Origin of the sequence: Dysgonomonas termitidis (assembly GCF_042654545.1) — a bacterium.
GTDB lineage: Bacteria > Bacteroidota > Bacteroidia > Bacteroidales > Dysgonomonadaceae > Dysgonomonas > Dysgonomonas termitidis.
The window spans coordinates 27,856-42,392 of sequence record NZ_JBHSGN010000012.1 but is presented as its reverse complement, the minus strand read 5'-3'; the positions used below and the strand labels follow the sequence as shown (position 1 = coordinate 42,392).

12 protein-coding genes are annotated in these 14,537 nt (G+C 36.8%); all 12 read right to left on the bottom strand.

The genetic code is table 11. The features are described 5' to 3' along the window. Positions 1-135: 135 nt before the first annotated feature. Entirely contained in the window at positions 136-1,056 is a 921-nt protein-coding gene (locus ACFO6W_RS02445) for a glycosyltransferase family 2 protein (protein ID WP_379993726.1), read from the bottom strand. Next, entirely contained in the window at positions 1,017-2,138 is a 1,122-nt protein-coding gene (locus ACFO6W_RS02440; RefSeq protein ID WP_379993725.1) for a glycosyltransferase, read from the bottom strand. The genes ACFO6W_RS02445 and ACFO6W_RS02440 overlap by 40 nt, the downstream gene beginning before the upstream one ends. A gap of 38 nt (positions 2,139-2,176) precedes the next feature. Beyond that, complete coding sequence (locus ACFO6W_RS02435) at positions 2,177-4,117, bottom strand: SDR family NAD(P)-dependent oxidoreductase (RefSeq protein WP_379993724.1); 1,941 nt, start codon at positions 4,115-4,117, stop codon at positions 2,177-2,179. A gap of 25 nt (positions 4,118-4,142) precedes the next feature. Next, positions 4,143-4,658, bottom strand: coding sequence for a UpxY family transcription antiterminator (locus tag ACFO6W_RS02430; RefSeq protein WP_379993723.1), 516 nt, complete (start codon positions 4,656-4,658; stop codon positions 4,143-4,145). A gap of 610 nt (positions 4,659-5,268) precedes the next feature. Continuing rightward, complete coding sequence (locus ACFO6W_RS02425; protein WP_379993722.1) at positions 5,269-5,862, bottom strand: AraC family transcriptional regulator; 594 nt, start codon at positions 5,860-5,862, stop codon at positions 5,269-5,271. Then, complete coding sequence (locus ACFO6W_RS02420) at positions 5,817-6,188, bottom strand: hypothetical protein (protein WP_379993721.1); 372 nt, start codon at positions 6,186-6,188, stop codon at positions 5,817-5,819. Before ACFO6W_RS02420 ends, ACFO6W_RS02425 begins: the two co-directional genes overlap by 46 nt. 214 nt (positions 6,189-6,402) lie before the next feature. Continuing rightward, on the bottom strand, positions 6,403-7,554 hold the full coding sequence (locus tag ACFO6W_RS02415; protein WP_379993719.1) for a glycosyltransferase: 1,152 nt from the start codon (positions 7,552-7,554) through the stop codon (positions 6,403-6,405). Further along, positions 7,526-8,647 (bottom strand): polysaccharide pyruvyl transferase family protein, encoded by a 1,122-nt coding sequence (locus ACFO6W_RS02410; RefSeq protein WP_379993718.1) that lies wholly within the window; start codon positions 8,645-8,647, stop codon positions 7,526-7,528. Before ACFO6W_RS02410 ends, ACFO6W_RS02415 begins: the two co-directional genes overlap by 29 nt. Before the next feature lie 60 nt (positions 8,648-8,707). Further along, a complete protein-coding gene (locus tag ACFO6W_RS02405) occupies positions 8,708-9,343 on the bottom strand; it encodes a CatB-related O-acetyltransferase (RefSeq protein WP_379993716.1) in 636 nt (211 codons plus the stop codon). After that, complete coding sequence (locus ACFO6W_RS02400) at positions 9,324-10,847, bottom strand: lipopolysaccharide biosynthesis protein (protein ID WP_379993715.1); 1,524 nt, start codon at positions 10,845-10,847, stop codon at positions 9,324-9,326. Before ACFO6W_RS02400 ends, ACFO6W_RS02405 begins: the two co-directional genes overlap by 20 nt. 407 nt (positions 10,848-11,254) lie before the next feature. Then, positions 11,255-12,754: a calcineurin-like phosphoesterase C-terminal domain-containing protein gene (locus ACFO6W_RS02395; RefSeq protein ID WP_379993714.1), complete on the bottom strand. Its 1,500-nt coding sequence runs from the start codon at positions 12,752-12,754 to the stop codon at positions 11,255-11,257. 17 nt (positions 12,755-12,771) lie between these two features. After that, positions 12,772-14,511, bottom strand: coding sequence for a RagB/SusD family nutrient uptake outer membrane protein (locus tag ACFO6W_RS02390; RefSeq protein WP_379993713.1), 1,740 nt, complete (start codon positions 14,509-14,511; stop codon positions 12,772-12,774). Positions 14,512-14,537 lie beyond the last annotated feature (26 nt).

Below are 14,537 nucleotides of genomic sequence, written 5' to 3'. Positions count from 1 at the left end.
TTTCATTTGGGGATATACTTTTGATAAAATTTACAATCTATAAATAGCAACTTAAATTAAGTAGTTGAAAAGATCAGTATATAATTGTATTGGGATAGAATCTAACATATATATTGCACGTAAAAAGTATCGTACTTATTTTGGAGTTATCAGCCGGCAGTGTTTATATTGATATAAAAGATAGATATACAATACAAATCCGAAAGGAAGAGCCAAAACCGTTGTTATCTTTTTGGGCGATTCTTTTATAAATTGCGTGTTTTTACAAATAATGCTCGAACTTACATAATGTATAACCTCGATGAATCTTCGTATACGTGAAGGGTGGTGTATCATCGATTCTTTCCGGATAAAAGCGAATCCACGCGGATTACGGAAATATTGACGATACATATTCATGGAAGATCCATCTGTCTGATAATCAACATAGCACAGGGTCTTATTCATTGTCAATAATTCATATTTCAAATCGATAAGTTCGTATTTATAGGCTAATCCTACATATTTTTCGTCTTTAAAGACCGGATATTCCGGTATACTTTTTATTACAGATGTGCGATATACGAGTTTTTTATCTCCACGGCCTCCCCGCATATAAAAACCGGTAAGTGTGGTTCTCTGAACCGAAAACCCAGTGCCGATTATGTCCCCGTTATATTTTGCATTCAGTCCTATTATTCCTGCGTATTTGTCGGAGCCGTCTTTTAGCCATTTATCAATGATCAGTTCTACCGTGTTATCAGCCAGGTAGTCATCCGAGTCTATACATGTGTTTAATTCGGTATTTATCAGCCGGTAAGCTGTATTATGAGCTCCATGCATTCCTTGGTTTTCCTGATAATGATATTCAATGGTAATTTTATCTTCCGCCATCCAGCTTCTGACTAAAACGGCTGTTGAATCGGTAGAACCATCGTCGATTATTAGCCATTTAAAGTCTGAAGATGTCTGACGCAATAAACTCCTATAACATAATTCCAGAGTATGGGCACGGTTATAGGTAGGGGTAAATACCGTTAATATCGGCTTTCTCTTATATATAGGTCTTGAAGCCATTCTGCATTTCTATTTATATCGAATCCTGCATCTGTAATTTCTTGCATTCGGTTTTTGCGTTCATAGCCTGTTATGCTTTGCAATACTCTTTCTGCCCATTGGCCGGCGGTAAGCTTTAGCGATAAAGATTCTACGAGTTCAGGTATTATTGTACCTTCTTCTGATACGGATGTTGAGTTTATTATCTTCAACCCCGAAGCCTGTGCTTCTAATTGAGCGACGCTTAACCCTTCAAAAAGGGAAGGGAATAAGAATAGATCCATTCCTTGTAACAGATCGGGAATATCGGCCCGGCTTCCCATTATCTTTACTTTATTCTTTAATCCGAGTTGTAATACTTTTTCTTTTACCCTCTTTTGTAATTCGCCTCCACTTCCGACAAGCACGAGTAATGCTGAAGACTCGCAGCGGGCCACTATGGAAAATATATCCAACAGAAAGAGGTGATTTTTTTGATAAGAGAATCTCGATATATTACCTATGACTAATTTGCCTTCCCATCCATAGCTGACCCGTATCTCTTTTCTTTTTACAGGATTAAATACGAAGCGGCAGGTATCTATCGCATTAGGAAATAATATGGCCTTCTCCATTAACGGTTTTCCAAACAGCCATTTAGCAGAACCCTGGCTGCATGTAAAATAATGAGTGAGGTAAGGGCGCATTCTCCATTTTAGTATATTCCTTACAGGAGTCTTTATATCTAAGCCGTGAGGTTCGTTATGTGCGTGTGCTGCAATAAAAGGAAGGCCTCGTCTATGAGCTTCTTTATATATATAATATCCTAATTCGGAACAATGTCCGTGTATTATTTTATATTCGCGGTGCAAATCGAAGAAATCCGATATATACCTTTTATATGATGGTATACGTAATAATTTCAGAGGAGGAAATCTGTATATCCTGCATCCCATTTTTTCTACTTCATCGTCATATGCTCCTTTTTCGGAACGATGCACAATAAAATCGAATATTACCTTAGAACGGTCTATTCTTCGAAGGTAATTGATCACCATAGTTTCGGCTCCCCCTCTGTTGAGAATAGTGAAAAGCATTAATACCCTGATTGGCTTATCTTCCATTGCCCGCGAATTTTAAGTTTTCTTGATTATAACGCTATTTATTCGTACATGACAAGTTCTTCTTTGTCAAAAGCCTCAAATTTCGAATTACTACTCTTAAATTCCGGGACGATGAGTTTCATCATACGCACAGTATCAACTTTCTCCGTTCTTTTTGCGTACTTCATCAGTTTTATTATTTTTATTTTTAGCTCCTTTTCGTCTATTCTATCAGCCTTAGCTATCCGTATCTTTTGATTTTTAGTAATTTGGGTTGATTCGTCATCGGTCAATAATTCTTCATACAGTTTCTCCCCCGGACGCAGGCCTGTATATTCTATTTTTATATCTTCGTCCGGGATAAGTCCCGAAAGTAATATCATTTTGCGGGCAAGGTTGTCAATTTTGACTTGCTCCCCCATATCGAAAACGAAAATTTCTCCGCCCCGGCCCATCGTTGCTGCCTGCAATACCAACCGGCAAGCTTCGGGGATTGTCATAAAATAACGTATCATATCGGGATGAGTGACCGTCACGGGTCCTCCATATGCTATTTGCTGCCTGAACAGGGGAATGACCGAACCATTACTCCCCAGTACATTACCAAAACGGACAGTGATAAACTGGGTATAGAACATATTGTTCATCCCTTGTATGCACAACTCTGCTATGCGTTTAGTAGCCCCCATTATACTAGTGGGATTCACCGCCTTGTCAGTGGATATCATTATAAATTTCTCCACATTATTGAATTGCGAATGGCGTGCAATGTTTATGGTTCCCCCGATATTGGTGAGAACCCCTTCGCAAGGATGCTCTTCTATTACAGGAACATGCTTATATGCTGCTGCGTGAAATACAAGGTTGGGTTTATGTTGCTTGAATATATCTTTGATTCTTGTATCTGAACGGACATCACAGAGTATAAATGTTATACTCTGTTTTGGAAATTTCTTCAGCATTTCAAGTTCTAAATTATGTAAAGGCGTTTCGGCTATATCCAAAAGAATTAATTCCTTCACGCCGAAACCTGCCAGTTGTATCGAAATCTCGCATCCGATAGAGCCTGCCGCGCCCGTTACCAATACAACTTTTTCACTTACTTCACTGGAAACGGCTTTTACATCTATAGTTATTTCATCCCGTTGTAAAAGATCTTCTATCTCTATGTTTTTTATTTGCTGGAGCAGGTTTTGCTTATTCATTAATTGTATTTTGCCACTCATCAGCATTTGTATATTGTGTTCCATGCAACTGTATACGAGTTTATCGGATTCATGATTGAAGTCTGCATTATTGGTAAACACAATATGGGTTATTTTCCGTTTAACGGAAAGTAATAGTTTATCTAAATCTCCGTCCCATGTATAGACTTGGAATCCTGCGACCTGAAATCCTTTTCTCCGGTGTATCCGGCTTAGTATCCCGACTACCTTATACGGAACCTCATCATTGTTATTTATCAGAGAAGCCAGAAGAGGAACATTTTTGTTATCTCCATATATGAGGACATTATTGACTTGTTTGTCATCCCAATTTACTATAGAGTAATATATACTGACTATAAATACCCGGAAAGAGATCATAAAGAATGAGGAGATAAATAAATCTAATATACAGCAGATAAGACTATATTTTACACTTAAGAATTCTTGTTTTATGACAATTAATGAAAGCAGCGAGCATTTGACAATCAATAAAAAGAATATACGGTTCAGTTCCCTAAGCCTCGAAAATCTTATACTTGTTTTATAGACTCTGAATAAAAAGAATAATATAATGGAAATGATGGCAGTCAAAGCCATCATAAACTCCCAATAGGTCATTATCCCGTTTTTCCCCAGTATAAACCAGACAAGCTGTAAAGCACATAGTGTACCGAAAGATGATAAAAATAAATCGATGACAAAAACAATACTCCGGTTGAGATATTGTATACTGCGTAATTTATTTTTATAATTTATGTTGATAGAAAAGAATATTTTTTTTAGTGATAGCATCTTCAAATGAGACTGGTGAAGTGATTTAATTTAGCCTATTTAACATTTTTGCTGGAATTATTAGTTTAAATGTGGCAATTCCGTCAATCCTTACAAGCATTTTGCTATTGTTTTCATTCATACTTAACAATTCTCCGGAAAGCCCTTTCAGGCATCCATTATTGATTAACACATGGTCCCCTTTTTCGAAAGTCTCTACTAAAGTATATTTTACACCACTTTCACATATTAATTTGAAATCGTCTATTTGCTTTTGTGGAACTATAAGCAAGCCTTTACCGTCTATTGCTTTTATGAATGAGATTTTAATTCCATATTCATTAGCGATTGACATGCCTGTATTGAAATCTGTATGTATAAAGACTATATTGGGTATGACAGGCGTCCAGACCTCAGCTTTTCGATCTTTTCGTATACGAATTTCCTTTTGAAACGGAACATAATTCTCTATACCAAGGTGTTCCAACTTTTCTTTTACTGTCCTTTCCTGATTGCGCCTTACCCGGGCGGCAAACCAGACGTTAGATTTGTAATATGACATTTAAGGAATTATTAAATATAAGATAAGAGGTTCGTTATTAACATTCGGAAAGATGCTACCGGAATCTCTTTTTATAGCTTTGTTTAAATCATTGTGCGGCTCTGTTCCTAATGTTTAATTAAAGACGAACAGGGTAATATACATTAATTGTTTCTGGAAATGGGCAAAAGCTTCGCTATTGAAGGATACATAAATATCCTCTCAGGAGATTAATTTAAATTGTATGAAATCCATGAATTAGTACCAATAAATACAATGGGACATTTAGTCGTATTGATACCATTCATCTTTTTGAAAAAAATAAAACGAGATAATTAACATATATATATTAATATCCATTTTATTGATAACTTTTGTTTTAACGTTTTCTATTTTTTCAAAAAATATTAAGCAACAACTGTATAAATAGTTTGTCAAAAAACGAATTTGATTTTAACCGAATCTGCGGCTTTCAGTTAAGAAATTGTTTTTCTTTTTCATTTAATTATATAGCATTTATGAAGCCAAAAATATTAAATAAAACTAATAGGGGATGAGTCAATTTTACAAATAACGGGTCGATTTTACAAATAACAAGTCAAATTTACAGATAACAAGTCAAATTTACAGGTTATGGATGTTTTTCATTTTTTTCAGCTTTGCGAGTTTTTATTGATAGATTTTGCCGGCGGTAAATAGCCGGTGTGCATCCGATATGCTTCCCAAAGGCTCGCTGAAAAGTAGAAATCGAATTAAATCCGGATTTCTCACCTACCTGTAAAATTGATAGATCGGGATCTGATAATAGTATTTTGCAAGCATGTTTCAGGCGAAAGCTATTTATATAATCATAAAAAGTAATGCCTAATGTTTTATGAAAATACTCTGACAGATAGGTACGATTGGTGTTCAATGCTAAGGACAGGTCTTGTAAAGATAGAGAAGTATTTAGCCATGGGCGTTCCTGTTCCATATATACTTCCAAATTATGTATAAACTTGTCATTGAACGGTAATGCCTTTGTTTTCTCTTCCTGAACGGGTATGAATAATTCCTCTTCATGGAATACCGAAACGTGTTTTATTGAAAATTTGTATATAAAAGTCCAAATAATGATGAGAAACAGATAATAGACCGGATATAGCCAGCTATCATTTTCTTTCAGCAGGAGAGCCCACATCAGATACCATACTGCAAATATATATATACGACTACCCGTATCCATTCTATAGTATTGGTGTCAATATTCGACAGGTTATTTCTCAGATTACGGTTGTAACGGTCGGAAATAAAAACAATAAGAAAGAAAATGATAGCAGCAATTATCGTTGTATAGGTAAAGGAAAGTATAAGTATTATCTTATGCTGGGTGATGACAAATATTATTACAAAAAGAATAGTGGGAGCCTGTAGTAAAAAACTTTTTTTAGTATCCATGTAGCTTGGCCTAATGATTTTCAGAAGAAAGGACCCGGCTAGCGGGACAAGGCACAAGTCAACCAATTTTTTGAATACGATGAATGTTTCATTTTCTTGTAGTTCTTCAATCATAAATCCGAACGTTAATGCTATCGGTACAGGTATTATAGCAAATAACCAGAAGAGAGAATTCAGTATTGAACTTTTCGTTCTTTTCGGGTATAAATTCATACACATCATAATACACATCATCATAAATGCCCCGCGCATCATGTGAAGCAGATTTTCTGTAAATGATTGTAAAGAATAGTCCATATGTGTTTTGGTAGTTGCTTTGTTGATATACTTATAGAAGGGAATAAAAAGCATCTAATGATATCTCTTTATCCTTTGTATCTTGATCTCTCAGATTGGAGGCTACAGTTCGCCTTAGCTTTTTATCGTTAATATATAATTCTATATGCTTTACTATATCATCTGTATCTATTTTACAAATCAGTCCTGTGTTACCATGTTCGATGATTGAACAGGCGGTATCGAAATTTGTTGTTACTATCGGTTTATTTAAGAGTGAAGCTTCTATTAAAGACAAACCGAGTCCTTCGAAAAGCGAAGTTTGTATATAAATATCTGCGGCCTTAATATAAGGATATGGATTGTCTGTAAATCCTGTTAAAGTCACGGCATCGGCAATCCCTAGCTTTTCAATCCCATATTCAATATTTTTACGTTCCATACCTTCGCCTATAATATACCAATGCACTTTGTAACCTTTATCTATCAGTTTGCGGCAACTCTGAAGGGCCAGATCCAAGCCTTTGGGTTTTGTCAGGCGAGCTACTGTTACCAGATTTATACAGGTATCGCTGAAAGGCTGCGCAAGCGGTTCCTGGCTCATAGATAATATGAGGTCTTTGTCTACGATATCCTTTATAACCTTTGTATTTATTCCGACACCGATACGAGCCATTGAAACGGTGAAAGAATTACAGCTCTCAGGGGATACCGCAATAACCTTATCGAATGATTTGTAAAATTTATAATCAAATGACGGATTATAACCTGCCTTTATATAATCTGTATTAATCCAGGCATATTTCTTATCCGATACCACTAATTCTGAAACAAAATAAGTGGAGAATCCCTGATTATAAGCAATAGCTATATGAAACTCTTTTTCCAAAACGGGAATATATTTACCGAAGCTTTTCCAAAACAATTGAGAAGCGTGCATATTCTTTCTGTAACTCATTTTCTTTAAAATCCAGAATTTAATTCTTCCCCCAATATATTTTATTTTATTGCCAGCTACAGGAAATTCCCTGGTAAGTACCTTGACTTCTTCAGGAATAAGCTTCTCAAATAGTCCACCTCTACAAAACAATAATACAGATATATCTAAATGGGTATAATCCAGATTGTTTAAAAGCGTTACAAGGCTCTTTTCCGCTCCCCCGCAATGTAAAGATTCAATGACAAACAATATTTGCTTTTTCATCAGATGGTAAATTGTCTTTTAAAAACGATTTGGATTTTTCTATATGTTTTTCAATAATAGAATTTACAATTTTATAATCTATAGTGGTACTGAGATCGAAGTCGGTTTCATTTTTTACTAAGCAATGTTTTAACCCGACTAAATCCAATAAATCTCTCATCCGCGTATTTATTTCTTCGTTCCGGTTAACTACACAGACCTGTTTCCCGAATATCAAAGAAAAAGCGAGCGCATGGAAAGAGTTTGTCAGGATATACTGGGCATGACAGACCAGTGAAAGAAACATGTCCGGGGCGCAATACCATAAATTCTTATCGGCATAGGAGATATTCCGGTTTACTGTGAATATCTTATAATTGTTTGTCCGCGCAATTTTCTTCACTAACTTTTCAATCATTTCATTAGAGTCGAAATCATACACGAGAACATATTTATCTGGAATATAAGTAACAAATGTTTTGATCCAGAATGTTCCCGGAAGCAGGAATACGGGGTCTAATACCTGCGTGGCACTTATTCCTAACTCTTTTAGTATAGATACGCCTGACCTCTCTCTTACAGATACTGCATCCAGCTTCTTAACTTTTTCGTACACAAAAGACTTTATCTCATCTGCTATTTTATCAACTGCAAAACTCGCAGCGTACGATAGCCTGGTCTTATCCTCCGGAGCAAAATCAAGGTAAAAAGCAGCATCTTTTCCATTTGGGAAAAGTGGATTCCATATCTGGTCGCTGCCACAGATGTAAACATCAGCTTGTGGAGGGCTCATTCTCAACTCATTATTTGATTTGTAAATAACGGTATCTACATTTAAATAGCGGGCAGTGAATTTATCAAATGACTTCTTTTTTCTTAGAGAAGTTATCCTTTCGGGAAACTTTGCCAATAAATAAAAATACTTTAAGGGAAACTTTTGGAATCTGGGATTCGATATCATCTTTAAATCAAAATGATTACTCAAATAATCAGGTTTATAATGAATCGCTTGTGATTCATATCCAAGAGTTTGCAAATAGTGCAATAATGCGTATTCTTGCAAGGTCGCGCCGTAGTTATAAACTTCGTGGCAGGTTATTGTTTTTATTCTCATTCGCAGGTGTTTAAAAAGTCCTCAGGTCTTTTCCTCCGATATATTATTTTCTTTGGAATCTTAGCCGTATTTATTTATAAAAAGCTCTATATCAAAAAAGTCTTCTACCCGTTCTTTTATAGTGGTATCCTCCCAGTCCCACCATTTTATTTGATTTAGCCTGTCAATCATGGCTTTGTTATGTTTCATGGAAATGACCCGGGCTGGTACCCCTCCCGCCACTGCATAATCGGGAATGTTCCTTGTTACTACGGCATTTGCCGCTATAGTCACCCCGTTTCCAATGGTCACCCCGGGCAATATATATACCCCCATGCCAATCCAAACATCGTTACCTATTTTTATACCTGTCCTTTGTTTCCTGTTTTCTAATAGGCGGCCTCTTTCCTGCTCTGTTATCAACCCATGCCTGTACAAGCTGGGTATCAGAGGAAAACTGGTAACTTGCATTATGGTATGATAGCCTTCGTCGACTATTAGTTTTACATCATTGGCAAGACTCGAATATTTCCCGACCCAAACTCCGGCAGTCGTCCAGCGCCATATCTTTGCGCTATTATTTATAGTGCGGTGACCTATCGTTGTATATTTATCATCTTCCAACAAAGTATAGTCTGTCTTCTTTAATAAGGTTTGGTAATCTACACCTAATATTTTCCATAATAGAAGGCGTAAGTTAAATAATATGCTGTTCATTTCGTATCTTCTTTAAATATGTTCTTTCTTGTTTATCCATCAGGAACAGATAAACGATGATGAAATATGCGAAAAGGTATAATGAGATCTTGAGAAGGAATACAGGCCATGAAACTTCTTTAGCGTAGACTGTATTTATTACTGTTACTAAAAAGACTAATACCGATATATAAACAACCGGTTTCAGCAGAGCTTTCCTTATAAAGCTGAATGGCTTGAATGAAAATACTTTGGAGTAATACCAATTGGTAAAAAGCATATTGATAAATAATCCTGAAGCAACTGACAGGGTCATACCCATAATTCCATATCTGAATGATAAAAAATAGCCGCAGACAATTACCAACAGTATAATCGATAAAGCCCATATGGCTTTTGCCCTGATTTTACCTTTGGCTTCGAGTACCGAATTGCCGAAACCTTGCAATAGAGGGATCGTGTTTACAAGCATAATTATCAGGGCTATATACCAGGCCTGACTATAAATGTTCCCTACCCAGAGATAAATAAATTCCCGGCCAAAGAGGAAAAATATACTTAAGATAAAAAATAGGATATAGCTATTGATACTGGCAATCTGGACCATTGTCTGAAAAATATCACGATTGGTCTTATGTACCACCATTGCTGTGGCTTTAGGCAACAGCAGATTGTTAATTGCATTGGCAAATGTTCCATAGTATGTTCCCAACATAATACCAACCCCATATACACCTACAGCTATTGTATTGGCATTCATTCCCAGTATTATCTGTCCCGATTGCCATTGAAACTGCTGCGTTATGGCAAGGATGAATATCCAGAAAGAGTAATTTAAGATATCCTTCAATAAAACTTTATTAAATTTAGTAAATGCAAATTTTATAGCTATGGATCTGCTTACATACATGTAAGCCACTGCTATAAAGATGAGATTTACAATAGTATCGATAATAACCAGTGATATGCAATCTCCTCCCAGATACAGTATCCCGACAATCAAGACACTTCGGAAAATGCCTTTGATGATATTTACTCCCCGTGTAAAAACAAAACGTTCATAACCATTGCATATGGCGATGAAAGAGCCTCCGGGAATTGTTATGGCGAGATTAAGTATCAAAAGTGCAACCATAATCTTGCTTTTATGTAATTCAGTTGGTGTAAGTGATTTTGAAAACATTCCGTCCATATTGAAATAGAGTAGGAATCCTGCCAGAACAATGCCGACTGCAATGATAAGATAAGTGGATATTATCGTTGACAAAAAATGCTCCTCTCCTTTTTTATCATTTATCGACCTGTATTTTGCCACATATCTGATGATAGTATTATTAAGTCCAAAATCCATCAGGCATAGGTATGAGACAAAAGAACCTGTTAGAGTATATAACCCGTATTCAGAATCACCCAGGTGTCTGATAATGAAAGGGGTTAGTACTAGTCCCAATATAACAGAGATGAATATATTGGTATAAGACAATAGAACTCCGTATTTGATTTGATTTGTATCTGTATTAAACATATCTATATTCTAAATTATTAACTGATGTACTTTTGTATTCAATAATATTGAAGTACATTTTTTGATAAAGAACTCAATCACTTTAGATCGGGCAATTATATGATATGAAAAAAGATATAAAAACAACAAAAATGAAGTTAAGTATTGGGCTTTATATTTTCGTTAATATTAAAATTGTTTTGCAAATATATGGATATTTTGTTAAAACGAATAACTAATTCAGGGTAAATCATGTCAGAGGATGAAGAAAACAGTTATTAATATGCAATAGACCAAGGTAAAAAGTATGGAGAAATACAGTAAAAAATAAAAAAGAACCAAATAAGTAAAATAAGGATAGTATACAAATTTACTATCCTTATTTTATAATCACATTAAATCAGAAATATTCTGATATAGGTTGTTTTTTACAACACAACCTCTTTGATATAAGTCTTGAACCGGCTTTCTGCCTTGATAATTACCTTTGATACACCTTCAGATGGAATCATTGTAAAAATGTGGTCTGTTTTGCTTGCCCCGATCCAGGTCCTGCCGGGAACAGTATTATCCCCTTTTATGCCAAAGTATGTGAGAGATAATGGATCATAGACGCGGTTTTGTTCATTGTAGCGGGGCATCACTTTGTATGTCTTTCCATTGTCTTCGGAGTAGCTGACTTTCCAGTTTGTATCCCAGTCCCATACATTGACAAGCAATTCATTCGATGCCGGAGCCAGATCAGGCCTTGCTTCACCCGGTTTGAAAACTGAAAATTGATCATCCGGATTTAAGTAATCCCTGTATTCCCATTGTATCTCAGTTCCGTTCACTTTAAAAACTTTGTATCCAAGATTCGTTCCGTCCAGACATACCGGACCTTCCCAGAAGCCACCGCATGCAGCACCTACCATATGTTCTATAATTCCGGCGCCATTATCCATTACCGAATTATAATGTGTATGTCCGCTCAGCAAATGGACATTGGCATATCCGGCCAGTAGCTTATGCAAATCGGCACTATTGCCGTAAGATTCCTGAAATCTGGACATTGAGGGCGCATGGAACATGACTACCAAAGCTTTATCTTTTGATACGTAAGAAAGGTCTTTTTTCACCCAATCGAGTTGTTCTTGTGTAAAGCCAACGCTGTATTTCGTATCGGGGCCTCCTTCAAAAAGAATATTGTCCAGTGCAATATAGTGGACTTGTCCTTTGTTAAAAGAATAGTAAGTAGGGCCATAGTGCCGGATATAAGTTGAATCTGAAGTACGGTCGTTCAGAATAGAAGTCGTAGTCGTTTTCAGATGGTCATGATTGCCGATCGCGTAATATACGGGCTGCTTTAGGACTGAAAAATACATCTTACTTTCATCATGCATATTGGGCGTGTCGAACACAATATCTCCTACTACCATCAAATGGACAGGGTTTAGTTTATTCTTATCTATATTATTTGCCATTTCGGATAAAATGGGTTTCAACAGATTAAGCTCTTTGGTATTTCTTACCTGAGGATCTCCGACTGCGATAAAATAATGATTCTGGTCTGATGCCGGGGACTTTATAAGCTCAAAGTTGATCGCTTTCCTATCCGCTACATTCCTTATATTTATCCAAAACTTAGGGACACTGTTTTCTACAGGGACTGTATATCCTGCCGGCGAGGACAGGTATATAAGCGATGCCGAAGTGTTATATGGCAATATATATTTACCGTCTTTATCTGTCACTGCAAAATTAGTTCCATCTGTTACCACAACATTGGCAACACCCGTTTGAGCGCTACGTACATAACCTTCGTTTGTAATACCCGGATTATTTCCCTTACCGTCCTGAGAATCTATCTGAGCTTCTGACTTATCACACGATGTAATAAACAATGCGATAAGAATTATTAAGAACCTGAATTTATTATATGTCTCCATTTGCATACTTGTTTACATTAATAGTTCGGATTATTCCCCAAAGCGGGATTAATTAGTATTTCCGATGCCGGAATAGGCCATAAATAGTTCTTTTGTGCATCGAAAACACGCTTACTCAACACCCTGTATTTCGATATGTTATTCATCTTGGAGAAATCCGGACAACCATTTTCATCTATCTCCGGAATTCCTCCAAAAAACCAGAGTTGCGAAGTAACGAGTTTCTTACAGTCGGTAACAGACGTAGGAAGCCCGTAATTGGGCCTGTTCATTACAGTTTCTGCAATCTTCCAGCGGATAATGTCATCGTAACGAAGGGCTTCGAATGCAAATTCCATCCGTCTTTCTATCCTTAAAATCCGGCGCAGCTTGCTTTTATCCGTTTCTGTTATTTTCGGATAATTATTCGAAGTGTAAGCCACTTTGTATGCCCGGGCTCGAACCATATTCATAGCGTCCAGAACGGATTGGTCTATATCACCCAGCTCTATTTTGGCTTCGGCATACATCAATAATACATCGGCATATCTCATTATCAGTTTATCATTATTGGCAAAGAAGTCGTCGCCCCAGTCTTCATCTATACCTTTGCGCAGCATCAGTCCATTGTAAGAGGCATACTGGTCTCCCGCTTTGGAATCTTTGTTGGGTACAAACTGTGCTAGATTATAATTCCAGCATTGAGCCGAATCCGGATGTACGGTATAATTATAACCGAAATAGTTAGAATCGAACTCTACGATTGTATAGCTGCATCGGGGATCCCTGTTTTTGAAAGGCTCGTTTGGATTATATAATGGAGATTCGTCAATCGTTTTGCCATCGGTGCATAAAAAAGAGCAGAATAAGTCCCAGGAAGGTTGTGCCGTGGCCGAAGGTGATGTTACATTGCGGCTGAGGTACGGTTTCACTCCATTTGCCGGAATAGCCGAATTGTAGGCAATATCGCGGGGTATGCCAAAGACTGTTTCCTTTGAATTTTTCGTTTTACTTTTGAACAATTCGCCGAAATCGGAATAAAGGCTGTAATAGTTTAGGTCTATACACTTCTTTGTCGCAGTTTTTGCAGTTTCATAATCTTGAAAGAACAACGCAACGCGCGCTTTCATCGCATATGCAGCCCCTTTAGTAGCTCTTTTGACTTCGGAAGAAGCATATTCAACCGGAAGCCTTTCTGCGGCATAGTCAAAGTCTTGGTAAATGTATTTCAGTATTTCGTCTTTATCTGTTTTTCCTGCATGATAAGCATCTTCCAGTTCCATATTTTGTGAATAATACACAACATTCCCAAAACGGCTTATCAGGCGGGAGTACATACACGCCCGTACAAAACGGGCATCTGCAATATACCTTTCATAGTGTTCCGCCGATACATTTGCTTTTGACCTCTCAATATTCTCAAGAATAGTATTTGCCCTACTGACTGCTTTATACGAATAACTCCACGTGTTTTTTAAGAAAGTGGAATTGTCCCCGTTTAATGTCCCATTAGTAAGCGGAACCAAAGTTGTACGATTCATCCAGTCATCCGATGCTTCGTCTAAAGACATGATGGCTGTTTCACCCCAGTCGCATTTAAACATAGGCCAGAACTGATGCAGATAAAGAGTATTTAAAGCCATCTCTACCTGTGGCCCGTCTGTAAACCATGTTTCACTCGATGCCTGAGATAGTGGTTGCAAATCCAAATCGTGGCATGCGGAAAAAAGTAAAGAGGATATTCCAAGAATTGGGATATATAATTTTTTTAATTTCATAATCTATCAGTTTTCGTTTTATAGAA

What these genes read in the sequence shown, in the direction of transcription:
- ACFO6W_RS02400 (WP_379993715.1), bottom strand. Translation starts at nt 10,847, where the DNA reads ATGTTTAATACAGATACAAATCAAATCAAATACGGAGTTCTATTGTCT.
- ACFO6W_RS02415 (WP_379993719.1), bottom strand. Translation starts at nt 7,554, where the DNA reads ATGAAAAAGCAAATATTGTTTGTCATTGAATCTTTACATTGCGGGGGA.
- ACFO6W_RS02420 (WP_379993721.1), bottom strand. Translation starts at nt 6,188, where the DNA reads ATGATTGAAGAACTACAAGAAAATGAAACATTCATCGTATTCAAAAAA.
- ACFO6W_RS02410 (WP_379993718.1), bottom strand. Translation starts at nt 8,647, where the DNA reads ATGAGAATAAAAACAATAACCTGCCACGAAGTTTATAACTACGGCGCG.
- ACFO6W_RS02430 (WP_379993723.1), bottom strand. Translation starts at nt 4,658, where the DNA reads ATGTCATATTACAAATCTAACGTCTGGTTTGCCGCCCGGGTAAGGCGC.
- ACFO6W_RS02405 (WP_379993716.1), bottom strand. Translation starts at nt 9,343, where the DNA reads ATGAACAGCATATTATTTAACTTACGCCTTCTATTATGGAAAATATTA.
- ACFO6W_RS02440 (WP_379993725.1), bottom strand. Translation starts at nt 2,138, where the DNA reads ATGGAAGATAAGCCAATCAGGGTATTAATGCTTTTCACTATTCTCAAC.
- ACFO6W_RS02395 (WP_379993714.1), bottom strand. Translation starts at nt 12,754, where the DNA reads ATGGAGACATATAATAAATTCAGGTTCTTAATAATTCTTATCGCATTG.
- ACFO6W_RS02425 (WP_379993722.1), bottom strand. Translation starts at nt 5,862, where the DNA reads ATGGATACGGGTAGTCGTATATATATATTTGCAGTATGGTATCTGATG.
- ACFO6W_RS02445 (WP_379993726.1), bottom strand. Translation starts at nt 1,056, where the DNA reads ATGGCTTCAAGACCTATATATAAGAGAAAGCCGATATTAACGGTATTT.
- ACFO6W_RS02390 (WP_379993713.1), bottom strand. Translation starts at nt 14,511, where the DNA reads ATGAAATTAAAAAAATTATATATCCCAATTCTTGGAATATCCTCTTTA.
- ACFO6W_RS02435 (WP_379993724.1), bottom strand. Translation starts at nt 4,117, where the DNA reads ATGCTATCACTAAAAAAAATATTCTTTTCTATCAACATAAATTATAAA.